Genomic DNA, 26,639 nt, shown 5'->3' on the forward strand with positions numbered 1-26,639 from the left:
AACTACGAGATCACCGGAAACCGCCTCGTCACCTCGCGCCAGCGCTACCCTGCCCGCCCACACGCTCAACTGGACAACTACGACGCTCAGTCACAGCACGTCTTCACCGGACAGGCCGACAGCGGCACCGCCGCCATCAAGGCCGCCCACGAGGTCTACGACGCCGCCCGCGCCGCGGCGGCGGCCGGACGCGAGATCCCCCACGGGCGCCCGGACGGCTGGGGCGCCTGCGGATACCGGCCCGGCTGGGAGCTCGACTGGCCCGCCGCGAAGGCCGGCCTCTGGAAGAACCCGTACAGCTGGCTCACCCGCCAGCCCTTCGAGCTGTAGCTCTGCCCCGGGACAGACGCACCTCGGCGTCCAAACCAACGCGCCTGCCCCGGGCCTTCCCTCCCGTACAAGACGAGACGGAGACCCAAGTATGTCCTCCCACCGCGACGTCGACCACGACCACGCCTACCCCGAACCGCCGGCCTCGCCGCCCTGGCACCGCCACGGCCCCAAGGCCCGGCCGATCACCACCAGCCAGCAGCAGCGCAACTGCGAGCTGCTGCTCCGCGCGCAGTACACCCCCCGACCCCGCACCCCCCGCACCACCAAGGCCCGGACGGAGGCCCGATGATGGCCGGCCCCCAGACCCACCTCGCCATAGACGGCTACGTCGACGCCATCCCGGCGCCGGGCACCAGCTGGGGCACCGCCGTCTTCGACCTCATCCACTCCCCCACCAACGCGGACCAGCTCGACCCCGACACCCCGGACACCGTGTACGCCTGCACCACCGCCGACCCGCGCATCACCGACGCGCTGCTGCGCGAGATCCAGCCCGGCGACCTCCTCCGCGTCACCGGCACCCTTCTCCAGCCCGCCACCGACGGCACCCCGGCCCGGCTCACCGTCGACGCCGTAGAGGTCCTGAACACCGCCCCGCTTCCCTTGCTCCACGACTTCGTCCTCGAGCGCTGGGGCAACTACGCATGCGTCTTTGACGCCGACCGCGAGACCGTGCCGGTGTTCACCGTGGACGGGAAGTGGATCGGCGAAGCCGCCAGCCCCGACGCCATCCTCGACCTGATCGAGGCGTTCGAGGACGGTCCCACGCCATGACGGCCACGCTCCCCGTCCAGCGCACCGTCCTGGAGCGGTTCCCCGCCGGCCACCCCCGCGGCTCCTGGCCCGCCGACGAGTACGCCGCCGCCCAGCGCGCCCAGGGCACCGACGCCCGCGTCGTCATGGATCTCGCCAGCGACCAGTTCCTCGTCGTCACCGACACCACCCACTAGCCGAGAGGCGAACATGCCCGAGACCAAGCCCGAGCCCGAGACCGTCCAGTACACCGCCGACGTGGTCGCCCTGACCCGCAGCGGCCACGTCCTGCTGATCGAGCGGGGCTGGCCGCCCTTCAAAGGCGCCTGGGCGCTGCCCGGCGGCTATGTCGAGTCCGGGGAAGCGCCGTTCGTGGCTGCGGCCCGCGAACTCGCCGAAGAGACCGGCCTCGACCTGCCGGTCGGCACCCTGCACCAGATCGGCGTATGGGACCAGCCCGACCGGGACCCGCGCGGCGCCTTCGTCACCTTCGCCTACGTGGCCATCGTCCCCGACGGCACAACGGTCACCGCCGGGGACGACGCCCGCGATGCCCGCTGGTGGCCGCTGACGGACCTGCCGGAGCTGGCGTTCGACCACGCCGACATCATCCGCGCGGCCACGGCCCCCAACTCCTGACCACCCACCACCGGAGCGCCGTCCCGGCCTTCCCGGCCAGGGCGGCGCTCTGTCGTCCTACTCTCACCCGCGACTGGAGGCACCATGCGCCCGATCCGTCTCATCTCGTTCGGCTACCTGCACCTGCCCACCGGCCCGGACGGCCTCCCCATCCCGCCCGCCGCCGACCGGATCGAGGACGTCCGCGACCGGCTCCGCGACCCCGCCGCCGCCCGCGACATCCTCGACCTGGACGGTCTCAACCCCCGCGTCCAGGACGTCGTCCTGAACACCCCCGGCGCCCGCGAGCTCCTCGCGAACCTCGCCGAGTACGCCGGCCTGCCCGCCGGCCCCAGCCGCATCGCGATCGGTTGTGGGGGCGGTAGGCACAGGGCATCTGGTCTCACCGAACTGCTTGCCCACGAACTTCGCCACCGCGGCCGCGAGGTCGTCATCGAGCACCTGCACGTCCATCTGCCGCGCGTCCTCAAGACGCCCACCGCCCTGACCGAGCAGGAGACGGCCCGATGATCCGACGCTTCCGCCGCTGCGGCCACCCTCCCGGCGCCCTCGCCCCCGAGGACCAGGCCCTCGTCGACCAGTTCCGCGCGATGCTCGCAGCCGTACGCTCTCCGGAGCCGTGGACGCCCGGCAGCGGCCAGGACGTCGCCGTGTGCATCGGCCCGTTCATCGAGCGCGCCCACCCCCGGCCCGGCGACGACCACGGCACCGAGGAAATCGCCGTCGCCCTGGTCCACCCCGACGCCCCGGACGCCGCGGCCTACCTCCACGGCCACCAGCTCGGCTACACCGACCGCGGCTGGCTGCGCTGCGAGACGACCACGATCCTCGGCGCCTGGCAGCCGGCCTACGCCCTGCGCACCCACGCCGCCGCGAACCTCCACCTCCCCGACGACCTCGGCATGCCCCCCGCCCACTACGGCGTCCACCTTGAAGCCTGCCGATCCGACGGCACCAGCTACACCCTGCTGCGCCTCGGGCCCTACCCCCAGACCCGGCTCGCCTCCCGCGATGCCGACCGCCTCAACACCGAGTTGGAAGACCAGGCAATCATCGCCGGCTCCGCGTTCACGGTCACCGCAGCGACCGCACTGTTCAACGTCAGTGACCAGGGGAACTACACCGACCCGCACGAAAGCGATGTGGTTGATCTCCTGAGGCGCGCTGTCGCTCAGGCGACGACCACTTGATCCGTACACGGAGCAACGGAGAAAGGGCCCGTACTCCACGCGCATGCCGCGTGGAGTACGGGCCCTTTCGTGCTTTCGGGCTCGGGCGATGAGACAGAACAGGACGTTCTGACTGAGTACGGCGAAGAGACCTGCTTCTGCGACCGTTTGCTGGAGCCGGTCGGGCGGGTGCTGAGGGGGTGCTTACGCCGTAAGCACCCCAGCGCGGCGGTTGCGGGGTTAGCACTGGAGCAGCAACTGCCGTGGAAAGTTAGCAAAACGCGCTATTAGATCTCTCAAGTTGCGTGTCACGGCAGTATGCTGCCGTCCATGTCATCTCCGAATTCGGGAGCTGAGCGGGAGAAGCTCGCCACCAAGCTGCCCGCCCACCTCCAGCAGGCGCTCAAGGTCCGCGCGGCCCAGCTCCAGACCGATATGCAGGATGCGGTCGCCACCGGCATCCAGGCGTGGCGTGACTGCCAGGACGAGCTTCCCACCGTCAACACTGCCGGCGCCGACTCGTTCGGCACCTACCTCCCCGAGGGCCTCTACGAGGACTTCAAGGCCGACTGCCGCGAGCGAGGCGTCTCCTACATCCAGGGACTCGCCCAATCAGTGACCCTCTGGCTCGCCCACAATCCCGCCGAAGCACAGAAGACCACCCGGCGGATCATCGTCTGCAACCAGAAGGGCGGCGTCGGCAAGACCGCAATCTCCGCTGGCCTCGCCCAGGCATTCGCCGAAGACCCTGCCGCCACCGGCGCCACAGCCTCCGCAGCGATCGGCGGCCTGCGGGTCCTCCTCGTCGACTACGACCCCCAAGGGCACCTCACCCACCAGCTCGGCCTCACGGCCATCCCCGCCGGTGAGGAAAGCCTCATTACGCACATGCTGCACCGCGAGCAGGCCAAGCAGCCGCTGCTCGACCTGACCATCGCCATAAGCGGTGACCGCTTCAACGGCCGCCTGCGGATCCTGCCCGCCGCGTTCGACGCATTCCTCCTCGACTCAGGCCTCACCGTCTTCCGCGGACCGCGCGAGGCAGCTCTCGAGCGGGCACTCGCCCCACTGGAAGAACACTTCGACGTCATCGTCGTCGACTCGCCTCCCAGCCTCGGACTCGCGATGGACGCCGCCCTCAACTACGGCCGCCAGCGCGACGGAGACAAGCCCGGCTCCTCCGGCCTCGTCATCCCCGTCGAAGCCGAAGACACCTCCGCCCAGGCATACGGCATGCTCATCCAGCAGATCGACTCCCTCTCCCGGGACTTCGACATCGAGATCGAGCAGCTCGGCCTCGTCGTCAACAAGTTCGACAGCCGCCGCGGCTACATCGCGACCTCCTCCCTCGACAAGTGGAAGTCCCTCGGCACTCCCCCAGTCCTCGCCGTCGTTCCCGACGTCAAGGAACAGCGCGAAGCCGTCCGCAAGCAGGAACCACTCCTGGACTACGCACCCGACTGCGAACAGTCCCACCAGATGCGCCAGATCGCCCGCGGGGTGAAGACCGCATGAGCAAGGCAGACATGCTCGGGAACTCCCCCACCTTCAACGCCGTAGCCCAGCCCATGAGCAGTCGCGCCGCTTCCTTCGCCCGCTTCAGTGGACAGGAGAATTCCAACGGGAACGACGCCACGCCCGCCCCTACTGGGGGGCTGCGTCTCATGGTGACCCAGCTCGCCCACAACCCGTACAACCCCCGCGAGGAACTCCAGGACATCGAGGACCTCGCAGACAGCCTTGCCGCCCGTGGGCTCATCCAGCCCGTGGCCGTCGTCACGCGCGATGCCTTCCTCGCCGCGCACCCCGGTCACGAGCAGAACATCGGCGACGCCGACTTCGTCGTTGTCGACGGGAACCGACGTCTGGCTGCCGCGATCATGGCTGGCCTCGACGACATCCCCGCACACCTCGACGACGCCCTGGCCGAGGACGCCGACACGCTTCTGGAGACCGCGCTCGTGGCCGCGGTCCACAACAAGGAGCTGGAACCGATCGCACAGGCCCGCGTGCTGGAGAAGCTTGTCGCCAAGTACGGCTCCCAGCGCCAGGTCGCCAAGGCACTGCACAAGTCGTCGGGGTGGGTCACCCAACGCCTCGCCCTGCTCAAGCTCACCCCCGAGCTACAGCGGGCCGTCGAGGACAAGGAACTGCCCGTGGAGGTTGCCCGCCAGGTGGGGCAGCTGCCACAACAGCAGCAGCACACGGCAGCACAGGACGCCATGACCGCCCGCGCAGCCAGCAAGCAACGCCGCGCGCCTTCGGCTCCGAAGAGTGCTTACGCCGTAAGCACTCCCCCGAAGTCGACGAGCGACGCACACCAAGCCGAGGCATCCCGTAGCGCAGCAGTCGAGAACCTCGGAGGTGCTTACGGCGTAAGCACCTCCGAGCCGTCGACGAGCGCCGCCACCCAGGTTGACACCTCCAGTGGCACAGCAGCAGGCAACCCCCAGGGTGCTTACGCCGTAAGCACGTCCGGCGCCTCAGTGGCTTCTCCGGATGCGGCAGCTACCCCAGAAATGGCTCGGTCTGCGCCCCCTGTTGCTCTGCAGCAGGCGAACAGCCAGGTTCCCCCGATGCCGTGGCACGACGGCAACGCCGTCATGGACCTGTCGATCGCGGCTCTGGATGATGACCAGCGAGCTCGCTTCTTGCATCGGTACGTGGAGCGCAGCGGGAGCAAGGATGCACTGGTCGCCGACCTTGCGCGAGGCCTTCCCCCGGAGAGGCGCCTCCAACTTGCGTCGATCCTCGCTGAGGTGGCGGCCGACCTGCGCGCCATCTGAATCGACGCGAAGGCAAGCGTGTGCTCATGAGGCGCACGATCGACGAGGCCGGACTCGGTGGCGAGTCCGGCCTCGTCGTCTACTCGGCCACAACCTTCGGCGTCAGCCAACCCACCCGGCCCGCCGCCTGCAAGATCGGCGCCGCAGGGTCCGATGGGAACCGGCTGGGCACGTTGAGCGGTACGCCGCGGAGGAGCTGGGTGGATCCTTGCGTGGTGGGGGAGCTGTAGAGCGTACGTGCTGCCAGATCCAGGAGGAGACAGCGCATGGCTACGGGAATGGTGCTGCTGGTGGTCTTCGCGGCCCTGGCCGCAGGGGCTGTGACGGGGATGCTGGTTGGCCGTACCTGGATCGCTCACCGCGCCCAATAAATAGCCCCACGCTCCAGAAACACGAAGTGTGGCGCGGCGCAGCTCGCGCGGGGCGTCTTGCGCGTCCCTCTCTCTCGACCCAGCCGACGAGGCGGTCCAGGCCGGTCTCCGGTGTCGTAGGAGACTGACCTGTTCGAGAATTCGGTGGATCCTCTGCTGGGGGCGGGGCACAATCCGGCGGGGTGCCGGTGTGAGGGAGAGCTTGTTTGGAAGTGTTCGCGTGTGCCGGGTGTGGCACGGAGCTGACGGCGCCGATGTCCCGGGTCGCCCTCCCCGTCCACACTCACCATGGGGCGTGGGAGGAACTCCATCCGCCGCTGATGGAGCCTGCCACGTACGCCGTTGACGCACGGCCCACCGGACCCCCGTGGCGGTTGTGGGAGGAGGTCGGAGAAGAGGCGGCTGCCGGGCAGGGCGTGTACGCCCCGGTGTACTCCGTTTCCTTCGGAGCACGGAACCGGATCGTCATCGCCCCCGGCGACTCCCGGTCCATGAACCTGATCCCCGAGAAATGCGAGGGCTACTGCCGCGGTGTGGACGGCCGGGCCGGCCCCAACCTGGCGTGCCACACGTGCGGCCAGGCTGTGGCGACGCGCATGGACGACTGCGGGCTGTGGCAGACAGTTTGGCTGGAGCCCGACGCAGTCGTGCGTCGCCCTTCGGGACTCGCTGCCGGTCCGCCTCCCGGCTGGGACGACCTGGAGCGCGCCGAGCACCGCGTCCCGCCCATCGAACCCGACGGGTCGTGGAGCCGCCGCTGGGAGGCAGCGATCGCGGTCGCGCTGGCCCACCTCGTGGCGGCCACCGAAGACCACCCAGTGACCCTCCCCGACGGCCCCGTCGCCGAGCTGCTCGGCCACGCCGTCGGCCGATGCCTCCCCAACGGCCCCGGGGCCCGGTCCGTGGAGCTCGCCGGCCCGGGAATCCGCAAGCCTCGTCCCCGTCCCGACATCCTCCTCGTCCCCCGCCACCCCCTCACGGGCGAGCCCTGGCGCCCGCCCGGCGACGAGGGCGCTCTGGTGCCGCTGGACAGCGGGGTCTGGGCGTACCTCGCCTACCCGGGCGAAACCTCGCCGCAGCCCGCTACCGGGCTGATACCGGAGGGCGTCCTGCGCGACGACTACCCCCTGCCGCAGCACCCCGGGTGCCCCCTGACGCCCCACCGCCGCGCCTTCACGGACACTCTGGTCGGGCTGCCCGCCGTACGCCATCCTCGACTGAGCAGGTTTCGCGACGAGCCATCGCTGGTGAGCTGAGATGGAGGTTCAGCGCGAGATCACCGCCTCCCGAGCTTGCGTTTCACGCCGGGACGCTTCTCGGGCCTGTACTCCCGGGGTGCGCGACCTGCCGGGCCGGAGCCCACGGGCCAGGTGGATTCGTGGATGCCGGATGTGCGCTGGACGCGCTCGACGCGGAGCCGGCGCGGAAGCGGCCGGTATGCAGGTCGTCGACGAAGGCCGCCACGGACTGGCGGAAGCGGCGGCGCCGCTCTGGGCCCGGCGGTTCAGGTGGGCGGTGAAGCAGGGCAGGGCCTCGTACGTGGGCACGGTGAACTCCTCCAGGAAGCACGAAGCCCCCGGCCTGTGGCCGGGGGCGAGGGTGGCTGTTCGTGTGGAAGGGCGTCGGTGACGTCGTCTGCTCAGCGGTGTCGGTTGGTTCGGGCTGTCGTGCGCTGGGGTGTGCTCGATGAGGCTCGATTGGGTTGGAGCGGGTCTTCGTGGGTGGGGCGTTGGCCGCGGCGCAGTAATCGCACGGTTCGTGTCAGTTCTCGTAGCGGTCGCGCATCTTGTCGGCCCACTGCTGTGCGCGAGTCATGTCGCCGGCGCAGCTGGTGCAGTGGGGCACCGTGTCGATTCGGCTGGGGTACGCGGTGTTCGCCGAGCGGGCGACGGCGGTGGTGCGCAGCGTGAGAGGGAGGCTGCACAGCGGGCAGAGGTCTCCGTGGAGCGAGTTGCTTTTCATGGGGCGGACTGTGCGCACGTGCACGGGCTACCGTCTCGGGCTGCCGGGGCGTCCCGCCTGGCGGGCGCTGCGGGCAAAGAGTTGGTGATGGCTTCCCGCCCGGCGGGACGGGGGCCGGATCGCCCTTCCTCGCAGGTCACGGGCGGGGTTCCCTGGCCCGGTGATCAGCGAAGCGAAGGTCGAACCGGGGAACGGATGGCGCTACCTCTTTCGCGGCGTGATGGTCGGCGACGGCCACCGCCCGGCCGGTACGCCGCTGCGCGCCGCCCAGGACAAGGCTGGTGTCCCACCCGGCGTCTGGAAGGGCCGGGGCCTGCCCGCGGTCGGCCTCACTGCCGGGGAGGTGGTGACCGAGCGGCAGGCCGAACTCCTCCTCGGGGAAGGCCGGCACCCCGGCGCCGACCGGATCGAGCGCGAGCGCCTGGAGGCGGGCGACACCCCGGCGAAGGCACGGCGGGCAACGGTGCTGGGCCGCCCGATCGAGCACAACCAGTCGCCCGAGACCGAGAAGGCGAAAGAACGGACGCCCTGGCTGGCGATGGACCTGGTGTTCCGGCCCCCGTCGACCGTGCACATCGCGTGGGCGCTGGGGGACGACGAGACCCGCCGGGTGCTGGAGCTGTGCCAGGACATCGCCCGGGACAAGACGCTGGCGTGGCTCGAGGACGCGGTCGCACAGATCCGGTGGAAGAGCGGTGGCAAGCAGCGCAAGCCGATCCGGGACGGGCTGATCGTCGCGGTGTTCCGGCACTACGAGTCCCGGGCGGCCGAGACGCGGCCGCTCCTGCACGACCACGCGGTCATCTCGATCCGCGCCCGGCGCCCGGACGCAGCAGGCACGTGGGGCAACCTGTCGGCCGACTCGATGCTCGCCAACATCGTCGCGGCCGACACCCTCTACACCCTCCATTTCATGGAAGAGGTCACCGCCCGGCTCGGGTGGGCGTGGGAACCGCGTGAGGTGACGCCCGCCGCCGTCCGGTGATGGAGATCGCCGGTTATGTTGCCGCTTGCGACTGTTTCAGTGATCTTCTCGTTATCCGGGCGCGAGAGCTGTTCCATCCCCTGATCCAGATGGAGAGACATGCTGGCAACCGCCGACTCGACGGTGGAGCTGCGTACAACAAGCCGTGCTCACGCCGGGAACCCGCCCTTGCTGAGGGTGAGCTCGTGCTCGGTGCTGGACCGGGCCGGGGCCGTGGAGGGTCAGCCCTTCATCCTGGCCGCCGAGGGTACGTACGACCTGAACCTGAACCGGTTCCTGCGGGAGCTGGACAGCTGGGGTGTGACCGCCAAGAACAGCATCGAGGGCTACAGCCGCGACGTGATGCTGTTCTGCCGCTTCCTGCAGGAGTCCCGCGGCGGGAAGTCGATCTGGGAGTGCGATGGCGAAGACCTGCGCGCCTACAAGCGGGTCCGTCTGCGGTCCGGGCCGGACTCGGTGTCGGTGGGAACGTGGAACCGCGGCATCGCCGCGCTGGACAAGTGGGTCGCCTGGTCGACCTACGAGGGCCTGCTGGAGCGGATGCCGTTTCGGTACGTCGACAAGACCGTGATGACGCCCGAGGGGCCTCGCACGGTGACCGTGAACTCCGAGTACGTCGAGGACCCGGAGGATGAGCCGGCCCGGTTCGTGTCCTTCGAGGACTACCTGCTCTGGCGGGACGTCGGGCTGCGCGGCGAACTGCCGGAGGGTGGGCGCGACCGCAGCTGGCGGGGCCGCAACGGCGAGCGCAACGCGATGTTCGCAGACGTGGTGGTGCACACCGGGATGCGGCTGGGGGAGGCGTCGTCGCTGCTGGTGCCGGAGATCCCGCCGCTGGTGCTCGGGCGCCGGGCGACCGGGGACGTGCATTTGTCCAAGGCAGTGACCAAGCGGAACAAGGCCCGCACGGTGTTCATGACGCTGCGGACCCTGCGATCGCTGCACCACTACATCGAGATCGAGCGGGACGAACTGGTGACGCGCCGGCTCGCGGCCGGGGGCTATGCCGGGGCCGATGACGTGGTGCTGGTGAGGCGGACCGGTCGGCACGCTCTGACGGTGGCCGCCGGCCGGGGCTGGGCGTATTCGAAGATCGCTCCGGAGGACCGGCGGCGCCTGGCCCTGGTGGACGTCGGCGGGGCTCCCGGGGCTCCGCTCTGGCTCTGGCTGGGTGAGGACGGGCAGCCGCTGCAGACCTCGACCTGGCAGTCGGCCTTCCGCCGGGCGAACCAGCGGTGCGCGAAGTTCGGGATCGACATCGAGATCCACCCGCATACGCTGCGTCACGTCTACGCGGTCCATATGCTCGGGCTGCTGCTGCGGCAGACGGTTCGCGCTCTGGGGCGCCGGGAGGACCGGCGCCTGACCCGGGCGGAGCTCAAGCGGCTCCTGGTCGGCAACCCGATGCGCAAGCTCCAGCAACTGCTCGGGCATGCCCGCGAGTCCACCGTCTACGCCTACCTCGATGTCCTGGACGAGGCCCAGGAGGTCGTGCTGGCGGCGATGACGGAGTGGGACGCCCAGACCGCGGTCCTGGAGCGGGTGGAGGTGGCTGCGTGAGTGGCCGCCGCGGCCGCAGGGTCCGTTTTCCCTCGCCCGAAGAGCTGCCCGCACCGCCGAAGGCAGTCAGGGAGATCGGCCCGATCGCCTTCTCCGCCCGGTTCGACGACGGCATCGAGCGGGACTTCGATCTGTCCCATCTGGCCTGCCCGCGTCTCGTCCGCCACCTGGCACGGGCACTGGCGAGCATCGCGGGCAGCGAGGGCAAACAGGGCCACTACGACTCGACCCTCAACACCCTCCGCCACATCGAGCAGTTCGCTGGCTTCATCGCCCGCGTCGAGGAAGACACCGAGACCTTCGACCTGGACGACGTGACACCGGAACTCCTTGAGGCTTTCGAGCGCAAGCTCATCGCGGACTGCAAGGGCAAGCAGAGCCGCGTTCCCTACCAGCGGGTGGCCGGCATCGTGCGCCTGCTCCGGCTTGCTGGGGATGCGGCCCCCGACACGTTCGGCATCGAGATGCAGGCCCGGCTCGGCTTCTCCACCGTGAAGGCGACCGGCAGAACCCCGACGCTGGACGCCTATCCGTTCGAGGTGTTCGAGGCGATGGAGGCCGCTGCGCTGGCCGACGTCCGGGCCATGCGAGACCGGATCCTGGCCGGGGAGAGGCGGGCTGCCGAGGGGGAGGACCCGGCGGTGGCGGGCTGGGGACGACTGGAGAACGCACTCTGGCACATCGCCCACCACGGGCCTTTGACCTCGGAAGACCACGCACAGCCAGGGATGCGGCGACGACTGTTCCTGCTGGGAGGGATGAAGCGGATCAACGCTCAGCTGTTCCTGACCTACGGCGACTTGATTCCCTTGCTGGTCCTGCTCAGCTGCCAGACCGGCATCGAGCCTGAATGCGGGCGACGTCTGAAGGCGGACTGCCTGGTCAACCCCGCTCGCGGCTACGTCAGCATTTCGTACGTCAAGAAACGTTCGCACGGCTTCAGCCACAAGACCCTGCGAGTTTCCGACGGTGGAGCTCTGCACCATTCGGGCGGCCTTCTACGCCTGATCATGCGGCTGACGGCACGAGGCCGGAGCATGGCCGGCACGGACATGCTGCTGACCCACGCCGGGAACAACGGCGTTCACGCATCCTTCGGCCCCGGGACCAATGTGTCGCTGGCCGACACAGCCGCCGGGTGGGTGGCCCGTCATGGGATCGACCAGATGAAGAACCGGGACGGCAGCCCGATCACGCTGAACTACAGGCGTCTGCGCAAGACCTACAAGTCACGTCGCTACCTGGAGTCGGCCGGTCTCCTGGAGGACTTCGCCCAGGGGCACTCCAAGCGCGTCGCAGCCGACCATTACGCCGACATCGAAGCCCACCGTGAGCTTCACGAACAGGCGGTCGAGGACGGACTGCGCGAGGCACTGGATACCGCCATGGAGCCGCCGGTGGTCATCGATGCCGACGGCGAACGGCTCGATGACGGCGAGGCGGACCTGCCCCCGGCCGAAGTCGTCTCCGCGCTCCAGGGGGAGCAGGACGTCTGGCTCGCTTCCTGCAAGGACTTCTTCAACTCGCCGACCGCGATCAAGAAGGGAAGCGGCTGCCCCACGGCCGTCTGGGGATGCCTCGAGTGCCCCAACGCCGTCTACACCACCCGGCACCTTCCCGGCCTGCTGTCCTTCACCGCGTTCATCGACCGGCAGCGCGACGAACTGTCCTCTGTGGAATGGAAGGCCCGCTACGGGCTGGCCTGGGAACGGGCCACGACCGGCGTCCTGCCCAAGTTCACAGCGGAGCAACGCCGGACCGCCCAGGCGATCGCTGAAGCCGTTGACGGCCCGCATGGCCTGCCCGCCCGCCTCCTGGAGCTGACCACATGACGATCACGCAGACCGCCGTCCCGGCCCAGGCCCACGAGCCCTCCACCCGCATCCCCGACGACGCCTACGTCCTTCCCGAACACATCACCGAAGGAACAGGGCACCGCGGCCCCCGCTTCGGCGAGGACATTTGGGACTTCGACCCGTTCCTGCCCCGCACCGACTGCCACCGGCGCATGGTGTTCTCCAAGTTCACCGACCCGGTCACGGCCCTGACCTTGAAAGAGCTCGGGTATTCACGACTCCGGCGCGGCTTCGCCTCCGAGGCCGGCCGTCGCACGTGTCGTCCCATGAAGCTCACGTGCTTCTACCACTCCACGCAGCGAGCCGCCCGCGTGATCAAGACCCTGCAGGAGCTCGGGGTCCCCCGGCTGCGAGACGCCCGCCGCGAAGACCTCACCGCCGCCCTGACCAGGTGGAAGCGCATCTCCCCGGCGACCGCGGCCTTCCTTGTCTCCACCACCAACCACATCTTCCAGCACTCGCCGTTCCTCAGCGCGGACCGGTTGAACACCAACCCGTGGACAGGCCGGCCGGCCGCTCAGATCGCCGGGCTGAAACGGGACAGGGAGGAGAACGCCACCCTTCGCATCCCCGAGTACATCAGCAGTCCCCTCGTGAAGGCCGCCGCTTTCTACGTCGACACTGCCAGCCGGGACATCCTCGCGGCCCAGCGCGAGCTCGCCGACCTCAACGCAGCCGAACAGAATCGGCCCCTGCTGCCGCGAGGCCAAGGCCCGCAGAGAATCGACCAGTTCATCGCCGAGCTGAAGAAGGCAGGGCGCCCCGTCCCGGCCGTTCCCTTGAACATGCGGCACACCTGTCCCGGAGCGGCGGTCACCGACGGCGTCGTCCAGATCCCCAATGTCCGCCTCATCAGCCTCCTCGCCGGCGTCGGATCGGACACGGCCCGTGACGCGCGAGACCGCCTCGCCGCTGCAGGCCGCGACCTCGGCTTCGGACGGGGAGGATTGCGCACCCCCATCTCAACCTGGCCCGATTCCGGGCGGCCTTGGTGTTCGGGGCTGGGGCCCACCGAGCTGATGGAGGAGGTCGACCACCTCAGGACAGCGTGCTGGGTAATTATCGCCTTTTTGTCTGGAATGCGTGATGTCGAAGTGCGTGAGCTGTCGCGGGACTGCGCGGTCACCGAGACGACCGACCACGGGCGCCCGCGTCATAAACTCCGGGGCCGGGTCTTCAAGTGGCGCAAGCTCTCCGGCGACGAGGCCGAGTGGGTCGTGCTGGAGATCGTGCACCGAGCCGTCGAGGTCCTGCGAGAGATCAGTGATGACCCCACCCACCTCTTCGGATACTGGAGCGGCGAGGCACACGGCTACGTACTGACGAGCATGGTCAAAGGGCGCATCAACAACTTCCGAGACCACGTCAACGAACTGTTCAGCGCGGCCGACGGCCTATTCATCCCCAACGAGCTCGTCACCGGAGAACCCGGTGAGACCGAGGACGACGACGAGCTGGAAGCCACGGACGAAGAAGACGAGGAAGGGGCTCCCTGGAGCTTCGACAGCCGGCAGTTCCGCCGCACGCTGGCCTGGCACATCGCCCACCAGCCGTTCGGCATCCTGGCGGGCACCCGGCAGTACCACCACGCCAAGACCGCCATGTTCGAAGGCTATGCCGGCACCTCGGCCTCCGGGTTCGCCGCCGAAGTCGCCGCTGAGGAAGCAGTCGCCAAACTCGACTACGTCGAGGACCTCTACCGGGACTGGAACGACGGCAACGGCGCCACCGGCGGGGCCGCCAAGCGCGTCCACGCCGAGTTCGACCGGATCCGCCGCGAGCTGGGCGACCTCCCCGGCGTCGTCGCCAGCGCCTCCCGCCTGCGCACGATGCTCCGCCACCTCGTCAAGACGGTCCACCCGGGCGTCCTCAACGACTGCTTCTACCAGGCGCCCACCGCGGTCTGCAGCAAGCGCGCTCAGTCTCTCGGTCGCCCTCTGCCCCTGCACAACATGTGCCTGAGCTGCCCGAACTCCCGCCGGTCGTCGGTCCACCTGCCCCGGCTCACCCTGGCCCGATCCTGTTCTTCACCGAGGCCGAAGCCCGCGAGTGGGCCACCACGGGAAGTTCACCCGCCGTACCGCGCGCGGGCCTGCCCGGACAGGCGGGCCCGGTGCCGCTGCACAAGGAGCCGGCCGACCCGCTGCCCGCCGTCTCCGTCCCCGGGACGGCTCCGGATACCGAGGCTCCCGTCGCAGAGCCGAGCCCAGCCCCGGCCCTGGAGCCCGACGCGACCCCGGCGACGTCGATGGTCACCCCGGCCGATGTCGACGACCAGGCGGTGGGGCTCCGCGAGGCCGCCGAACACCACCTGCCCGGCATCACCCTGGCCGCGCTGCACTTCGCCCGCGCCAACGACCCGGCCTTCCCCGACTTGGTCGACAAGCGCGGGGCCGCATTCCTCTACCGAGTCGGCGACCTGAAGAGGTGGGCCCGCAACCGGCCCCGCGCTGCCACCGGCACCACCGACCTCGACTGACAGCGAGCTCGCCGCGCTGGTCGGAATTCCGACCAGCCACCCGCCGATCCGGACCTGTCCGCTTTCCCCGACACGATCCCCCGGCCCTGGAGAACACCCGGTTCGCCAGGCACCACACAGAACAGGAACACCGCACCATGAAGAAGACCGCGCTCCCGACGATGCTGAGCTTCTCCGCCCCCGACCTGCGCGAGCAGATAGAGGCGCTGCCCGAAGGGACCGCGCTCATCGGCATCAGCACCAGCGGGCGGGCCATCGCCGTCGACCTGGACGCCGAATCCCCGCACGTCCTGGTCTGCACCGCCAGCGGCGGCGGCAGCACCACCGTGCTGCGCTCCCTGACCGCCCAGTTCCTCCACCAGGGCGCGCACGCCCTGGTCCTCGACCCCAAGCGGATCTCCCACCTGTGGGCGAAGGGCCTGCCGACCGTGACCCACCGCGGGAACGTCGCCGGCATCCACGACGCCCTGGTCGGCCTCGGAGAGGAACTGGAGCGCCGCCTCGACCTCACCGACACCGAGCTCGACACCACGCCCCGGCTCATCGTCTCGGTGGACAGCGCCCAAAGCGCGCTGCGCCAGCTCACCCGCTACTGGCAGACGTTCCGCGACAAGGACGACCCGCACACGTCCCCGGCCGTCACCGCCCTCGAGGCCGCGCTGTGGTCCGGGCGCGGGGCCCGCGTCCACGTCATCCTCGACGGCACGCCCGCCACCAGCGTCCTCGGCGCGGCGCCGCACGAGCTGTTCGGCACGGTCGTCCTGGCCCGGGTCTCCGCCACCACCTGGCAGCGCCTCGCCCCGTTCACCGGCCCGGCCCCGAAGCCGAGCACGCACCGGGGCCGCGGCCACGTCGTCCAGCACGGCGAGGCGCACGAGACGCAGGGGGTCTGGATGACCGACGCCGACGTCGTCACCTGGCTCACCGACCCGGACGACCCCCAGAGCTGATCCGGGCGCCGGACACGCCACGGGCCCCGGGGGAACCAGTCATGACTCCCCGGGGCCCGGAATGGGTTCGCCCTGTCCAACCTTGCCCAGTGCGGGAGGGTGCCGGTCAGGGCAGGAAGTTCTTCTGCCACTGAAGCGAGTCCATGCTCAACGCGGCGTCGGCGAGGGCTTTCGCGGACGGGGTCTTGAGTGAGGCGAGGCTGGTGTCGATCCAGTTCTGAGTGAGGCTGTAGCCCTGCTCCCGGTACTCGACCGCCTGCACCAGGCACTCCAACTTGTCGGCGTCGCGGGCCACGATCGCCTCGGGCGTTTCGCCGGCCTCGTACTCGTCGACGGCGCTCTGCACGCCGCTGCGGACGGCGGGGTGGGCGTTGGCGACCTGGTCGGCGGTCACCTCGCCGTTGGGGGCGGCCTTGATGTACTTCCGGCCGATGTGCGGGATGTCCCCGATCCGGGTCTCCTGGCTGTCGTGGAACAGGCACATCAGCGCGACCCGGGCCGGATCGACGCCTTCCATCATGGCGAGGACCGAGCCGATCACTCCGACGCGGAATGAGTGCTCCGCCACGGACTCTGGGGCTTTATTGCCGGTGAACCACCAGCCGGTCCGTGCGACGCGCTTGAGCACGCCCATCTCGGAGATGAAGCTCGCGGTGCCCCTGGTGGTGTCGTCGGCCATGCGGTCCTCCCGGTGTCAGCGGTTGTGATCGAAAACGTAATGGACGTGGGCCAGCTCGCGCCGGGATCTCGCCGACAGCGCTACCCCGTCCAGGAGTTCGCCGGCCTGCTCGCGCAGCGGGCCCGTGAGCGGCCCGGCGGCCTGCGCCAGCCACGGGAACGCGGTCAGCAGCGCCCACAGCGAGTGCGCGTACAGGTCGACGTAGCCCGGCGCCAGGTGCAGGCCGCGGGCAAGGCCCCGCAGCAGGGTCACCGGATCCCAGCCGGTCAGGTCCCGGTCCCGCATGAAGGCGTCGTCCGGCTGCGGCAGCGGCAGCGCTCCGAGCCAGAGCGCCCAGTAGTTGAGGTTCGCGGCCTCGGCAGTGTCGTCGTCGGCCAGGGCGCGGTCGATGAAGTCCAGCAGCGGCTGCGGATCCCCGAGGCGGGCGAGCGCGGTAGCTGTGGAGCGGGCCTCCGCCCAGTGCGGCGACCAGCCCCGCCTCGCCAGCAGATCACGGCGCCGGTGAAGGGTGTGCGCGGTCCACGCGGCCGCGTCCGGACCCCGGTCGTACGAGGCGAGGTAGAGCGCCTGGCGGTGCAGCAGCACCCCGCCCTCGCCCTGCCGGGCCGCCGCCTCGGTCGTGCCCCGCAGATGGTCGAAGAACACCGCCCGGTCCGCGGCCGCCAGCTGCGGCGCCACGGCGACCGGACCGCGCCGGGGCCGGGGTAACCGCCCGGCGAGCGCCGGCGGGACGGTGCCGTTCAGCGCCCAGGCCAGCATGTGCGCGGTGTCGCGGGTGTGGACCCACTCGGCCAGCGGGTGCGGCCCGCCGGCCTCGCCGTCCAGCCCGGCCGCGATGATTCGGTCCGCGTCCATCGCCGCGTCCAGCCACGGCACCAGCGCGACGTCGCCGCCGAGCGCCGGCAGCCGCCGCCGTAGCTCCAGCAGCGCCCCGGCCCGCATGTTCGCCAGCGGCCGCCGTCCCGACTCCCAGCCCTGCAGCGTCTCCACGTCCACGCCCAGGGCCTCCGCCAAGGCGGCCTGCGTGGACGGGATCGACTCGCGGACCAGGCGCAGCACGAACCCGCTCACCACGCCTGCTGATGTTCGTCGCGGCCTGCCCATACCGGCCTGCTCCCCGGTCGCCCTGCGCACCGAAACCCGTACTCACGGTCAGTCCTACCGCATCCCGCCCGCCCCTACCGTCGGGATGCGGTCGACGTCCGACGAACGAGGCCGCACCACCCATGCGGCCACACGACCCGGCGAGGCACCGATGAGCAGCACCCACCTGGTCCTCCACGACCCCGAAGGACGCCTCGACACGGAACTCCCCCTCGACCGGGAGCTCCACAAGGCTCTGGTCAAAGCCGTCCTCGGATGGTCCGGCGACCCCGGCCTGCCGCCCGCGGACCTGAAGCAGATCGCCCTGCTGCTCACCGGCGCCGCGCGCACCGTGGCCGCCGATGTCCGCCGCGCCGCCGGCCTGCTGCCCGAGGACCACGCTGCCCGCGCCCTGGCCGACGTCGTCCTCGAGGAAGCCGACCGCCGCCTGTCCGTCCAGCTGGAGGGCAGCGCGCGCTGCGCGCAGGGCCGCGCCCGGCTCGTCCGCGCCCTGTATGAGCGCCTGGACCGCCTCGTCGGCGCCGCCCCCGAGCCCGCCAGGGCCTCCTGAGACCCCCGCGCACCCGGAGCAGACCGGATCTCCCGGGTGCGCGGTGCACGGCACCACCCCTGGCTCAACCCGGGCCGGGGGAGCACCACTCGACACCGAGAGGGGCACCACCGTGAGTACCGCAACCATCGAGCTGGGCCGGTTCCTGACCATCACTGGCCAGCGCTTCCGCACCGGCCAGTCCGCACCCGAGATGTTCTCCCCGGCCGTCGACAGGGAGTGGCACGAGCTGCTCGGCACCCCGGCCTACGAGGCCCTGTGCCTGGAGACCGCCGGGCAGCCGATCCGGCACGTCGCCAACAACGGGCGCGGCCCGATCGCCTGGGTCGCCGCCTACGAAGCCGCGTACGGGCCGCTGCCGGAGATCTGGTTCACCGACGCCGACGGCAACCTCGACCAGGACGCGCTCGCCCGCTACCGGGAGACCGGCACCGTGGTCGCGGAGTGGGACTGCGGCCCCGCCGGCGGCGGCGATGGCGACGACGTCGCGCACGACCAGCCGGAGACCGCCCGCCGGTGACCACCGGCCGCACCAGCGCAGCGCCCCGGCCCACCGCCGGGGCGCTGCGCCTCGTCGAGGCCAGCACCACCCGGCCGACATCCGTGGACATCAGCGACTACGCGCGGCAGATGACCGCCCACTGCCCCTACCTCGCCCCGTCCCTCCAAGGGGGTCTGACGTCCTGGACGGTCTACCGCGCCGACGGTGACGCCGAAGCCGTCCAGGCCGAGCTGTTCCACGCGGGCGCCCAGGCCGCGGAGTGGCTGCGGCCCTTGCTGAACCGGCCGCACGGCGCCCTGCGGTGCGAGAACATCGTCCTGCTGGGCGACGTACCCGGTACCCGGCACCGTGACCTGCTCGCCTGGCCGCACTGGGTGCTGAAACACCTCTACGGCCCGGTCGGGGTGATGTTCGGCAAGTTCTACGCGGGAGAAGAGGAAGTCACCGCGGCTGGCCACCGGATCCCGGCCGCCCCCGCCTCGTTCCTCCCCGTGAGGGCCGCCGTCCGTCGCCGCGACCCCCGCTTCCTGAGCGCGACGCCCGACCTGGCCGCCGCGCTCGCCGCGGCCGACGACGACGGCCGCGACGTGTTCGAGCACATCCCCACCGAGTGGACGGAGATCCGCACATGGGCCAGGCACCTGCTCCCCCCGGCGAAGCCGTCGCCCTCCTCGCCGGACACACCGGCGAGCCCACCGCGATCCAGCTCCTGAGCGACCGGCGCGGCTCCCGCGCCTGGAAACTCCAGGGCCCCAAGCGCGCCGTCGCGCTGAAGACCAACAACCCCGACGACAACGTCCGCGACAAGGCCGCCGAGATGGCCCAGGAAGACGACCACCTCCTTCGCCTCACCGCCGTCGGCGCCCTCGACCCCGACTACCGGGTGAGCGCCGGGCCGTGGGAAGGCGGCCGGTGGCTGGCCGTGAACTGGATCGACGGGGCGCCCCTGTGGCGGGCCCTCGCCCTCGCCCGCGGCCCGGAAGGAGACCGCGCCTCGGTGCGCCCCTGGCTCGCGGGCATCGCCCGTACCTGGACGGAGCACCTCGCGCTCATGCACGCCGCCGGGTGGGCCCATGCCGACGTCCAGCCGACCAACACCCTGGTCACCAACGGCGGACACGCCGCCGTCATCGACTACGCCCTCGCCTGCGGCCCCGACAACGGCCGCCACGTCCCGTATCGGGGCGCCCTCACCCACACCACCGCCCCCGAGCTCGCCGCGCAGATCCTCGACACCCCCGCCGACACCCACATCCAGGCACAGCCGCCCGGCGACGTCTGGAGCCTGGGCGCCTCCCTGTTCTGGTGCTGGACCGGCCAGCGCCCCGTCGCCTACGACGACGACCTCGACCGGCTGGAGAAGCTGGCGGCCATCGCCCGGGGCACCACCACCGCGCTGCGCGACGTCCGGCCGTGGCCCTTTCCCGCGTTCGAGGACGCCATTACCGCGTGTCTGGCCCCCGACCCTGCCGACCGTCCCACCGCGAAGGAGCTGACCGCCGCATGGTGACCCTGCGCGCCCTGGTCCTCGATGACGCCCCCGCCCTCACCCGCATCTACAGCGGGGCTTCCATCCGGCACACCACCGGCCGGCCCCTCACCCTCGACCAGGCCCACGAGAAGATCCGCACCGCCCTCGCCCGAGCAGCCGAAACCCCGCGCGCGCAGTGGAGCTGGGGCATCCTTCACGAAGCCGAGGTGATCGGCCTGATCGCCCTGCGGCGACGGACCCCGTCCATGGGCACCATCAGCTACATCCTCCGGGACGACAGCTGGGGCAACGGCTACGCCACCCAAGCCGCCCACCAGGTCGTCACCGCCGCCTTCACCACCGCCGGCCTCAACCGCCTGGAGGCCATGCACCACCCCGACAACCCCGCCTCCGGCCGCGTCCTGGTCAAAGCCGGGTTCACCCGCATCGGCACGGCCGACCGGGACTCCGAGACCGGACCCGTTTCCTACGAGCTGTACGCGCTGGAGACCGGCGGCAACGGCATTCCCCCGATCGACGGTTGAGGGGCGCCGCCGCAGGTACGGTCGTCATCACGGCACACACCACCGGATCCAGGGGGCATGGGCGTGGAGAACGGATCGGACAGCATCCCGTGGGGCGGCGAGTGGCGACGCCACCTCCACTCCGATGCCGTGATGGATCTCGTGCGCTCGTGGAAGCGCCGCGTCGAATGCCCGACCTGCAAGGCAGCCGCAGGGCGGGCCTGCCGCACCGCAGGCGGCCGCCCGACCAACGAACACCGTGCACGCCGCGACGCCGTCGGCCCCATCCCGTACGAGGAGTGGCGGAAGGAGGGCCTCATCCCGGAGCAGCGGACGTACACGATCCCGGCCGTGCTCAAGGAGTCGGAGAAGGCCCGCGCCGACTTCAACGTGGACACCGCCCTGGCCGACGGTGTGGCGGTCGTCCGCATGTTCCTCGCCGAGCGGCTCGGGCTGTTCCTCCAGGGCGAGGAGGCCATGGACCGCATCGACGACGCCGTGCGCAAACTGATCGAGGTCCGCGGCCCGGTGGGGACGGCCGACGTGGTCACCGTCCTCGCCAGCCAAGTCGCCTCCATGCTGGCTGCGAGCGCCGGACCCGACGGCGATCCGGAGACCCTGTTCGACACGATGATCCGCGCGCAGATCAGCATGGTCCGCAGGATGAACGCGATCGAGAAGGAACGAGCCGACGGCTAGACCGGCCGGTCAACGCCCATCGTGACCGCGATCTGGCGTAGTTCGCCGGGGGAGCAGCCCAAGATCCCAGGGCCTACACGCACACCAGTCCGATGCCGCAGCTCAGAACCCCCGGGCATCGCACTCAAGTGCGTGTAGGGCCTGGGGGTGGTGCCGCTGGCCCCGGACAGCGAAGGACCCCGGGCCGCTCGTGCGCCCCGGGGTCCTTCGCCGTTCTCACCGCCGCTCACCAGTCGTCAGGTGCGCTGCCCACCCACGCGATCGGCCGGCCCTCGCTGTTGCGGCCCCAGTGCGGTTCCTCCATCGAGGTCTCGTGACCGTCGGGCAGGACGCAGATCCGCCCCCAGCGGCCGTGCTTGCCCGGACAAGTCCCCGTGAGCCGCGCCGTGTCGCCCTCGCGCACGGCCTGGTCGTGCTGGTCCTGGAAGGACTGGAGGCGGGCGCACAGTTCCCTGCCGAACTCCGTCTCCGCCACCTCGACCTGCGCCCGCGCCTGCTCGCCTCCGGTCATCACGCCGCCCCTTCCAGCGCCGCCCACTCCAGCCCGAGCGCGGCGAGCGCCTGGAGCTTGTCGGCGGTCAGCTTGGCCCGGCGGCTGCGGCTGTTGCTGAGGAACACCCCGAGCTTGACCTCCGACCCGTCCTCCAGCACCTCCACATGGGCCCTGGGGACCGTCACAGAGCCGGTGCGAGCCCTGTACTGCGCCAGGGCCGCCACGCCCTTCTCGAAGGCGCTCACGGCCTTCCTGGGGGCCTTGGCGGGCTCCACCTCCTCCGGGGGCAGCGGCACGACGCCGACCGCCTCCAGGAGCTCGCGCTGCCCCTCCACCAGGTCCGCCCAGACCGCGTGCTGACGCTGCCTCGCCAGCCACTTCCCGACGTCCATGCCGTGGACGGTGAAGCCGGGAAGGACGGCGGAGTGGTCCTCCTCGTCCGTCAGCAGCTCGCGCAGCGCGGCGTAGTGCCTCTGCCACTCCGCCGGCCACGCGGGGTTCCAGTGCTTATCCACGGCCTCCAGCGCGGCCTTCCTAACGCTGGGAGGGGGGTTTGTTGGTGCACAGCGAGGCGGCTGGTCTGGGGTGTTGCTAGTTCGCTGAGAGGTGGAATTGGCGGCTCGGACAGGTGGGTGGGGGTACCTGAGCTGGGGTTATGTGTTCTGTGCTGAGCGGGGCTGGGTCTGTTGTAGTTAGTTCTGGCGTGTAAAGGCCCGGTTGGTTTTTGTGCTGGTCAGGGCTGTTTTGTCTGCCTGGCAGGTGTGCCTATCGGCCTCGGCGGGGGCGGTGTTGGGTTTCGGCGAGGTGGTCGAGGCGGATGGTGTCGAGGGTGGTTTTGGTGATGCGTTCGGTGCCGTCACTGATGGCGGTGATGGCGGCTTGGCGGATCAGTCGGGTGAGGGATCCGATGCGGCCTGCGGTGCGCTGGTGGAGGTAGGGGGCGTGGCGGGGGAGGGTGCCGGGTTTGTGCTGCTGGAGGTCGAGGGCGTTCTCGATATCGGTGATGACCTCGCGGAAGGGTTCACGCTTGCCGTGGCGGGCGGAGAGGGGGCCGCAATCGACGAGCGTGGCGCGTCCGGCGAGTTGGGCTCCTCGCACGCCGGTGAACAGGGGTGTATCGGTGACGCTGATGCCGGCGTAGACGAATGTGGCGGGAAGGCGTTCGCTGAGGTCTTTCAGAAGGTCGGCGGTTTGGGCGCCGGTGGTGGTGCGGGGGTTGAGGCGGTGGATCTCGTCGATCATCACCAGCTGGACGCCGGCCTGGGTGTAGGTGTGGCAGACGGCTTCGGTGATCTGGGTCTGGGTCATACGCGCGGTTATGGGGATGCCGAGGTAGCGGGCGAACTCGGTGATGAGGGTTTTCGCGGTGGCGCCGGGCGGGACCAGGACATACGCGACGGGTACCGCGGCATGCGCTGATCCGGGCGGTGCGGGGTTTTTGCGGGTGTGGGCGAGGTGGCAGGTACGCCCGACGTTCAGGAGGGCGGTGGTTTTCCCGGCTGCGGCGGGTCCGGTGACGATCAGGGAGGGCCGTGCGGTGCTCTGCTGGTGGCGGCCGAGGATCATCAGGGTGCGGACCTGGGTGGCCAGGGCGTGGATGGCGGGGGTGCGGATGGTGACGAACGCGGAGTGGTAGGCCAGGCGTTCCTCCGTACTGCGGGGCGGGTCGCCGGGCCGGGGAGGGACGACGGGGTCAGTGGTCGCGAAGCGGTGCCAGCCCTGCCAGGTGGTCAGCGGCCACGACAGCTCGGCTCCGCCGCTGCCGCCGGGACCGCCTGGTGTGCTGCTCGCGTTTGGCGGGTTCGGGTTCACCACTTGTCGGCTTCCTCGTATGCGTTGTAGAGCCCGAATCCGGCGGCAGGGGCGGGGCTGAAGTCGTCGTCGGGTAGGCCGTCGAGGTCGTCGATGCTGTCGTCGTTGCCTTCGCCGGCTTGCTGCTCCAGGTTGTCGGCGGGTGCTTCGGCGCCGGGGTTCTCGTCGCGGGCTGTGGGGAGCGGGACGTGGGCGGTGCGGGCCAGGAGTGCCTGCTCCGTTGTGGTGGCGTGGCCGCTGTGGACGCGGCGCATGAGCTGGTCGAGGGCGTCGGCGAGGCCGGCTTCGTACTGCTCGGTGTCACCGTGGTTGCCGTCAACGGCCTGGGCGCGGATGTGCTGCCAGGTGCGTTCGTCGAAGGGCCGGTGGACGTGGTCGCGGTGGATCCACGGAATCTCGGTGAGTTCACCGTCGGGGAGGCGGACCCAGATCTGGCGCACATCGTGGGGGTTGTAGTGGATCTCCCATTTCCCGCCGCGTCCGGCGACGGGGGAGGCCTGGCCGCGGTGCGGGGCGAGGAGGTCGGCGTCGTAGGTGCGGTGGCGGATGCGGATACCGGCGGGGGTGATCGCCTGCCAGCGCACGGGGAGCAGTTCGAGGTAGTCGTGCCCGGCCAACGGGACGGGGACGTAGCCGGCGACGGCGACGAGGGCGGCCCACATCTGGTTCGGTGTGAGGGCCTTCCTGGGCATCATCGGGTGGCGCAGCCCTTCGTGGGGCCGGTGGTGGTAGTGCGCCAGCCACTCATCGAGAAGGTCCTGGAGATGGGCGACGCTGTAGCAGGCGTCTTTCTCTGTGTCGGGGCCGCGGCGGGTGACGTCGGAGCCGGTGTAGCCGGGCAGGTGCTGGCAGAACAGGGCGTTGATGGAGCCGAAGGTGCGCTCGACGATGCCCTTCGCGGTGGGGGCGCGGGGCGGGGCGGGCTGGACGCTGATGCCGAGGCTCTCGCAGGCGGCGGTGAAAGCGGCGGAGACGAAGACTTTGCCGCGGTCGACGACGATTGTCTCGGGCAGCACGACCGGCCGGGCCGCCGCACCGGCCAGACGCTCATCGAGTGTGGCCAGCCGCTGGTAGGGGAGCGCGCGGGCGTGATCCATCCGCAGGATGTCCGGCCAGGTCGGCCTGGCCGGGTGCGGGACCGCCATCTCTGCTAGCAGCAGGGCCGCGTCCACGGCCTTGGTCGCGCTCGGGCACAGCACGGCGGCCAGGATGGAGCGGGTGGCGACATCGACGGCGATCGTCAGCTCGGGCCGGGCCAAGCGCCCGTCGTCGAAGAGGGCCAGAACATCCAGGCGGGTGGTGTCGATCTGGACCTGCTCGCCCGGCCGCAGCGCCATAGCGGGCGTGAAAGCCCGCCCCTCGACACTCGCAGGCACCTGCCGCACCGGACCACTGGGCAGCTCACCGGGGCGGGCGAGGGAGGTGACGAGCCGGTACAGCGTGGCCTGGGACGGCACGGGCACCGCACCGGGGCCGTGCTGATCTTCGAGGATCTGGTTGATCAGCGGGAACAGGCCGTTGATGGTGCCTTTGGAGCGCCCGCGCCGGCGGCGCAGCGCTTCACGGACGGCGGCGACGACCCGTTCGTCGGAGCGCCCGGTAGGGCTGGCGGTACGGGTGGTGCGGTGGTCGAGGAGTCCCCACAGTCCCTGTTTGCGGTAGGCCAGGCGCATGCGCTGCACCGTCGTACGCGATACCCGCCCGAAGCCCAGCGCGGTCAGCTCTTCGGCCTTGGCCTGCTCCCGCTCGGCCAGCGTGTGCCGTGCGGGGTCGTACTGCTCCCGCACCGCCCCAGCACTGCCGGGCCCGTCGGCCAGCCCGCATTCGACTTCCCGCACATGCCGCTGCCAGGCCAGGGCCTTCTCCCGCGCCGCGGCGGGGGCGGTCTCGAACAGCCCCCACTGCGGGGCCGCCTGCGGTACATCGGCCCCGATGACGCTGAAGCCGGGATCGGCGAACAGGTACCCGGCGAGCACCGCCTCGCCGCCGCCGTCGGGGCCGACGAGATGGATCACCTGCCCAGACAGGGCGACCACCTGCCACTTCACACCGCGGAACCGGACCTGCGCCCCGACCTTCACCGATGGCCGGGCGTTGCGCCGCGCGGTCACCGAGCCCCTCCCGCCGTGCCCGGACCCGGGCCATTCCCGCCAGCAGGGCCGACCAGGACGCGTTCATGCAGCGGTGCCTCCATGTCTGCCGTCACCCGCCCGTGCCACAGGGCGTGAAAGACGGCGGGAAGAATCTCGATCGGGTCGCCGGCCGCTTCAGCGCCCTCGATCAGCGGCCGCGGCCGCGCGAACGCCTCCACGACCGCGGGCGCCAGGCCGGGGCGGCCGGCGTTGCGGGGGTGGCGGTAGCCGGCCAGCCACTTCAGATTTGCGGCCAGGACGTCGTCGAGCGGCGCAAGGCGCCGGTAGGTCCAGCCGATCTCCTCACATGCCGCGCTCACCGCTTCGGCGGCCTTCACCGCGCGGTCGCCGCCGGCCTCCGGGTGGCTGGGGCAGTCGGCCAGCAGACCCGTGCCGTCGCGGTACCGGGCGAACAGCTGCGGCACCCAGGAACGCACCCGGCCCCGCTCCTCGCGCCACATCAGCCTTACCGGACGCCCCGCGAACCCGGTCACATCAGGGTCGCGGTCCAGGACTATCAGCTGCGTGCGCATCGCGTTCGACCCGGCCGCCACATGCCGCCCGGTGGTCCCCGACCACCACAGCCCCGGCCCCCAGCGGCGCCCCGGGATCACCGGGAACGCCGACACCGGAGGCAACTCCTCGAACGCCACGGTCATGGCGGCATCCGCCCACCGCTGCTGAACCGACTGCCCCACCGGATCGAGGAACACCGCCTCGAACCCACTTCGACGATCCACGGCCGCTTGCCTTGCCCGGCCCCCGGGCCGGGCGGCCTCTCCTATGCTGATCACCGCGTCAGCCAAGCCGCTCCTGCTGACAGGTGCCGC

General features: G+C 70.8%; 28 protein-coding genes and 2 pseudogenes. 22 read left to right on the forward strand and 8 right to left on the reverse strand.

The genetic code is table 11. The features are described from left to right. Positions 1 to 9 precede the first annotated feature (9 nt). The 11 genes from ACFYMC_RS25270 to ACFYMC_RS25320 all read left to right on the forward strand — a co-directional run bounded on the left by ACFYMC_RS25270 (position 10) and on the right by ACFYMC_RS25320 (position 7,307). Positions 10 to 330 (forward strand): hypothetical protein, encoded by a 321-nt coding sequence (locus tag ACFYMC_RS25270; RefSeq protein WP_388529221.1) that lies wholly within the window; start codon positions 10 to 12, stop codon positions 328 to 330. A 91-nt stretch (positions 331 to 421) separates the two neighbouring features. Beyond that, on the forward strand, positions 422 to 622 hold the full coding sequence (locus ACFYMC_RS25275) for a hypothetical protein (RefSeq protein WP_388529165.1): 201 nt from the start codon (positions 422 to 424) through the stop codon (positions 620 to 622). After that, entirely contained in the window at positions 622 to 1,107 is a 486-nt protein-coding gene (locus ACFYMC_RS25280) for a hypothetical protein (protein ID WP_388529167.1), read from the forward strand. The genes ACFYMC_RS25275 and ACFYMC_RS25280 overlap by 1 nt, the downstream gene beginning before the upstream one ends. Then, positions 1,104 to 1,283: a hypothetical protein gene (locus ACFYMC_RS25285; protein WP_388529169.1), complete on the forward strand. Its 180-nt coding sequence runs from the start codon at positions 1,104 to 1,106 to the stop codon at positions 1,281 to 1,283. Before ACFYMC_RS25280 ends, ACFYMC_RS25285 begins: the two co-directional genes overlap by 4 nt. 13 nt (positions 1,284 to 1,296) lie before the next feature. Then, positions 1,297 to 1,725, forward strand: coding sequence for an NUDIX domain-containing protein (locus tag ACFYMC_RS25290; RefSeq protein ID WP_388529170.1), 429 nt, complete (start codon positions 1,297 to 1,299; stop codon positions 1,723 to 1,725). An 84-nt stretch (positions 1,726 to 1,809) separates the two neighbouring features. After that, a complete protein-coding gene (locus tag ACFYMC_RS25295; protein ID WP_388529172.1) occupies positions 1,810 to 2,235 on the forward strand; it encodes a hypothetical protein in 426 nt (141 codons plus the stop codon). Next, positions 2,232 to 2,915, forward strand: a complete 684-nt coding sequence (locus ACFYMC_RS25300; protein ID WP_360654942.1) for a hypothetical protein — start codon at positions 2,232 to 2,234, stop codon at positions 2,913 to 2,915. Before ACFYMC_RS25295 ends, ACFYMC_RS25300 begins: the two co-directional genes overlap by 4 nt. Positions 2,916 to 3,224: 309 nt before the next feature. Continuing rightward, the gene (locus ACFYMC_RS25305; RefSeq protein WP_360654939.1) at positions 3,225 to 4,409 is read left to right on the forward strand and encodes a ParA family protein; all 1,185 of its coding nucleotides are present in this window, start codon (positions 3,225 to 3,227) and stop codon (positions 4,407 to 4,409) included. Continuing rightward, the gene (locus tag ACFYMC_RS25310; protein ID WP_388529174.1) at positions 4,406 to 5,680 is read left to right on the forward strand and encodes a ParB/RepB/Spo0J family partition protein; all 1,275 of its coding nucleotides are present in this window, start codon (positions 4,406 to 4,408) and stop codon (positions 5,678 to 5,680) included. Before ACFYMC_RS25305 ends, ACFYMC_RS25310 begins: the two co-directional genes overlap by 4 nt. Before the next feature lie 26 nt (positions 5,681 to 5,706). Further along, positions 5,707 to 5,910, forward strand: coding sequence for a hypothetical protein (locus ACFYMC_RS25315; RefSeq protein WP_360654933.1), 204 nt, complete (start codon positions 5,707 to 5,709; stop codon positions 5,908 to 5,910). Positions 5,911 to 6,371: 461 nt separating this feature from the next. Next, the gene (locus ACFYMC_RS25320) at positions 6,372 to 7,307 is read left to right on the forward strand and encodes a hypothetical protein (protein WP_360654930.1); all 936 of its coding nucleotides are present in this window, start codon (positions 6,372 to 6,374) and stop codon (positions 7,305 to 7,307) included. A 505-nt stretch (positions 7,308 to 7,812) separates the two neighbouring features. Here ACFYMC_RS25320 and ACFYMC_RS25325 read toward each other — a convergent pair. Beyond that, positions 7,813 to 8,013 (reverse strand): hypothetical protein, encoded by a 201-nt coding sequence (locus ACFYMC_RS25325; RefSeq protein WP_388529177.1) that lies wholly within the window; start codon positions 8,011 to 8,013, stop codon positions 7,813 to 7,815. A gap of 220 nt (positions 8,014 to 8,233) precedes the next feature. Here ACFYMC_RS25325 and mobF point away from each other — a divergent pair. The 5 genes and pseudogenes from mobF to ACFYMC_RS25350 all read left to right on the forward strand — a co-directional run. Next, positions 8,234 to 9,012, forward strand: a pseudogene (mobF, locus tag ACFYMC_RS25330) (MobF family relaxase); the annotation flags it as partial. Positions 9,013 to 9,097: 85 nt separating this feature from the next. Continuing rightward, the gene (locus ACFYMC_RS25335) at positions 9,098 to 10,558 is read left to right on the forward strand and encodes a tyrosine-type recombinase/integrase (RefSeq protein ID WP_388529179.1); all 1,461 of its coding nucleotides are present in this window, start codon (positions 9,098 to 9,100) and stop codon (positions 10,556 to 10,558) included. Further along, a complete protein-coding gene (locus ACFYMC_RS25340; protein WP_388529180.1) occupies positions 10,555 to 12,390 on the forward strand; it encodes a hypothetical protein in 1,836 nt (611 codons plus the stop codon). The genes ACFYMC_RS25335 and ACFYMC_RS25340 overlap by 4 nt, the downstream gene beginning before the upstream one ends. Then, positions 12,387 to 14,837, forward strand: a complete 2,451-nt coding sequence (locus tag ACFYMC_RS25345) for a hypothetical protein (RefSeq protein ID WP_388529182.1) — start codon at positions 12,387 to 12,389, stop codon at positions 14,835 to 14,837. Before ACFYMC_RS25340 ends, ACFYMC_RS25345 begins: the two co-directional genes overlap by 4 nt. A gap of 193 nt (positions 14,838 to 15,030) precedes the next feature. Further along, positions 15,031 to 15,843: a hypothetical protein gene (locus ACFYMC_RS25350; RefSeq protein WP_388529184.1), complete on the forward strand. Its 813-nt coding sequence runs from the start codon at positions 15,031 to 15,033 to the stop codon at positions 15,841 to 15,843. Positions 15,844 to 15,949: 106 nt separating this feature from the next. Here ACFYMC_RS25350 and ACFYMC_RS25355 read toward each other — a convergent pair whose 3' ends face one another. Further along, complete coding sequence (locus ACFYMC_RS25355) at positions 15,950 to 16,522, reverse strand: HD family hydrolase (protein WP_388529186.1); 573 nt, start codon at positions 16,520 to 16,522, stop codon at positions 15,950 to 15,952. 15 nt (positions 16,523 to 16,537) lie between these two features. After that, positions 16,538 to 17,593: a helix-turn-helix domain-containing protein gene (locus tag ACFYMC_RS25360; protein WP_388529188.1), complete on the reverse strand. Its 1,056-nt coding sequence runs from the start codon at positions 17,591 to 17,593 to the stop codon at positions 16,538 to 16,540. Positions 17,594 to 17,777: 184 nt separating this feature from the next. Between ACFYMC_RS25360 and ACFYMC_RS25365 the strand changes: the two genes are divergently transcribed. The 6 genes from ACFYMC_RS25365 to ACFYMC_RS25390 all read left to right on the forward strand — a co-directional run bounded on the left by ACFYMC_RS25365 (position 17,778) and on the right by ACFYMC_RS25390 (position 21,372). Beyond that, positions 17,778 to 18,176, forward strand: coding sequence for a DUF6415 family natural product biosynthesis protein (locus ACFYMC_RS25365; protein ID WP_388529190.1), 399 nt, complete (start codon positions 17,778 to 17,780; stop codon positions 18,174 to 18,176). Positions 18,177 to 18,288: 112 nt separating this feature from the next. Further along, positions 18,289 to 18,696: a hypothetical protein gene (locus tag ACFYMC_RS25370; protein WP_388529191.1), complete on the forward strand. Its 408-nt coding sequence runs from the start codon at positions 18,289 to 18,291 to the stop codon at positions 18,694 to 18,696. Then, entirely contained in the window at positions 18,693 to 19,391 is a 699-nt protein-coding gene (locus ACFYMC_RS25375; protein ID WP_388529193.1) for a DUF6875 domain-containing protein, read from the forward strand. Before ACFYMC_RS25370 ends, ACFYMC_RS25375 begins: the two co-directional genes overlap by 4 nt. Further along, on the forward strand, positions 19,307 to 20,188 hold the full coding sequence (locus tag ACFYMC_RS25380; RefSeq protein ID WP_388529195.1) for a hypothetical protein: 882 nt from the start codon (positions 19,307 to 19,309) through the stop codon (positions 20,186 to 20,188). Before ACFYMC_RS25375 ends, ACFYMC_RS25380 begins: the two co-directional genes overlap by 85 nt. After that, positions 20,182 to 20,694, forward strand: a complete 513-nt coding sequence (locus ACFYMC_RS25385) for a GNAT family N-acetyltransferase (RefSeq protein ID WP_388529197.1) — start codon at positions 20,182 to 20,184, stop codon at positions 20,692 to 20,694. The genes ACFYMC_RS25380 and ACFYMC_RS25385 overlap by 7 nt, the downstream gene beginning before the upstream one ends. 57 nt (positions 20,695 to 20,751) lie before the next feature. Beyond that, positions 20,752 to 21,372 (forward strand): hypothetical protein, encoded by a 621-nt coding sequence (locus tag ACFYMC_RS25390; RefSeq protein ID WP_388529199.1) that lies wholly within the window; start codon positions 20,752 to 20,754, stop codon positions 21,370 to 21,372. 226 nt (positions 21,373 to 21,598) lie between these two features. On the opposite strand, the gene ACFYMC_RS25395 is transcribed toward ACFYMC_RS25390, so the two are convergent. From ACFYMC_RS25395 to ACFYMC_RS25415, 5 genes and pseudogenes are all read right to left on the reverse strand, one after another. Continuing rightward, positions 21,599 to 21,883 (reverse strand): hypothetical protein, encoded by a 285-nt coding sequence (locus tag ACFYMC_RS25395; protein ID WP_388529200.1) that lies wholly within the window; start codon positions 21,881 to 21,883, stop codon positions 21,599 to 21,601. Further along, positions 21,883 to 22,398 (reverse strand): annotated as a pseudogene (locus ACFYMC_RS25400) (helicase associated domain-containing protein); the annotation flags it as partial. The pseudogene ACFYMC_RS25400 and the gene ACFYMC_RS25395, both read right to left, overlap by 1 nt. 232 nt (positions 22,399 to 22,630) lie before the next feature. Next, positions 22,631 to 23,599, reverse strand: a complete 969-nt coding sequence (locus ACFYMC_RS25405) for a TniB family NTP-binding protein (protein ID WP_388529222.1) — start codon at positions 23,597 to 23,599, stop codon at positions 22,631 to 22,633. 74 nt (positions 23,600 to 23,673) lie between these two features. Continuing rightward, positions 23,674 to 25,788: a Mu transposase C-terminal domain-containing protein gene (locus ACFYMC_RS25410; protein WP_388529202.1), complete on the reverse strand. Its 2,115-nt coding sequence runs from the start codon at positions 25,786 to 25,788 to the stop codon at positions 23,674 to 23,676. After that, positions 25,785 to 26,549 carry a TnsA-like heteromeric transposase endonuclease subunit gene (locus ACFYMC_RS25415; protein WP_388529204.1) on the reverse strand — a complete coding sequence of 255 codons (765 nt, stop codon included), beginning with the start codon at positions 26,547 to 26,549 and terminating at the stop codon, positions 25,785 to 25,787. Before ACFYMC_RS25415 ends, ACFYMC_RS25410 begins: the two co-directional genes overlap by 4 nt. Positions 26,550 to 26,639 lie beyond the last annotated feature (90 nt).

Origin of the sequence: Streptomyces sp. NPDC006879, from assembly GCF_042869595.1 — a bacterium.
Classification (GTDB): domain Bacteria; phylum Actinomycetota; class Actinomycetes; order Streptomycetales; family Streptomycetaceae; genus Streptomyces.

Excerpts from the sequence above, each read along its gene's own strand:
- ACFYMC_RS25275 (WP_388529165.1), top strand. The coding sequence starts at position 422 with ATGTCCTCCCACCGCGACGTCGACCACGACCACGCCTACCCCGAACCG.
- ACFYMC_RS25280 (WP_388529167.1), top strand. The coding sequence starts at position 622 with ATGGCCGGCCCCCAGACCCACCTCGCCATAGACGGCTACGTCGACGCC.
- ACFYMC_RS25285 (WP_388529169.1), top strand. The coding sequence starts at position 1,104 with ATGACGGCCACGCTCCCCGTCCAGCGCACCGTCCTGGAGCGGTTCCCC.
- ACFYMC_RS25290 (WP_388529170.1), top strand. The coding sequence starts at position 1,297 with ATGCCCGAGACCAAGCCCGAGCCCGAGACCGTCCAGTACACCGCCGAC.
- ACFYMC_RS25295 (WP_388529172.1), top strand. The coding sequence starts at position 1,810 with ATGCGCCCGATCCGTCTCATCTCGTTCGGCTACCTGCACCTGCCCACC.
- ACFYMC_RS25300 (WP_360654942.1), top strand. The coding sequence starts at position 2,232 with ATGATCCGACGCTTCCGCCGCTGCGGCCACCCTCCCGGCGCCCTCGCC.
- ACFYMC_RS25305 (WP_360654939.1), top strand. The coding sequence starts at position 3,225 with ATGTCATCTCCGAATTCGGGAGCTGAGCGGGAGAAGCTCGCCACCAAG.
- ACFYMC_RS25310 (WP_388529174.1), top strand. The coding sequence starts at position 4,406 with ATGAGCAAGGCAGACATGCTCGGGAACTCCCCCACCTTCAACGCCGTA.
- ACFYMC_RS25315 (WP_360654933.1), top strand. The coding sequence starts at position 5,707 with ATGAGGCGCACGATCGACGAGGCCGGACTCGGTGGCGAGTCCGGCCTC.
- ACFYMC_RS25320 (WP_360654930.1), top strand. The coding sequence starts at position 6,372 with ATGGAGCCTGCCACGTACGCCGTTGACGCACGGCCCACCGGACCCCCG.
- ACFYMC_RS25325 (WP_388529177.1), bottom strand. The coding sequence starts at position 8,013 with ATGAAAAGCAACTCGCTCCACGGAGACCTCTGCCCGCTGTGCAGCCTC.
- ACFYMC_RS25335 (WP_388529179.1), top strand. The coding sequence starts at position 9,098 with ATGCTGGCAACCGCCGACTCGACGGTGGAGCTGCGTACAACAAGCCGT.
- ACFYMC_RS25345 (WP_388529182.1), top strand. The coding sequence starts at position 12,387 with ATGACGATCACGCAGACCGCCGTCCCGGCCCAGGCCCACGAGCCCTCC.
- ACFYMC_RS25350 (WP_388529184.1), top strand. The coding sequence starts at position 15,031 with ATGAAGAAGACCGCGCTCCCGACGATGCTGAGCTTCTCCGCCCCCGAC.
- ACFYMC_RS25355 (WP_388529186.1), bottom strand. The coding sequence starts at position 16,522 with ATGGCCGACGACACCACCAGGGGCACCGCGAGCTTCATCTCCGAGATG.
- ACFYMC_RS25365 (WP_388529190.1), top strand. The coding sequence starts at position 17,778 with ATGAGCAGCACCCACCTGGTCCTCCACGACCCCGAAGGACGCCTCGAC.
- ACFYMC_RS25380 (WP_388529195.1), top strand. The coding sequence starts at position 19,307 with ATGGGCCAGGCACCTGCTCCCCCCGGCGAAGCCGTCGCCCTCCTCGCC.
- ACFYMC_RS25385 (WP_388529197.1), top strand. The coding sequence starts at position 20,182 with ATGGTGACCCTGCGCGCCCTGGTCCTCGATGACGCCCCCGCCCTCACC.
- ACFYMC_RS25390 (WP_388529199.1), top strand. The coding sequence starts at position 20,752 with ATGGGCGTGGAGAACGGATCGGACAGCATCCCGTGGGGCGGCGAGTGG.
- ACFYMC_RS25395 (WP_388529200.1), bottom strand. The coding sequence starts at position 21,883 with ATGACCGGAGGCGAGCAGGCGCGGGCGCAGGTCGAGGTGGCGGAGACG.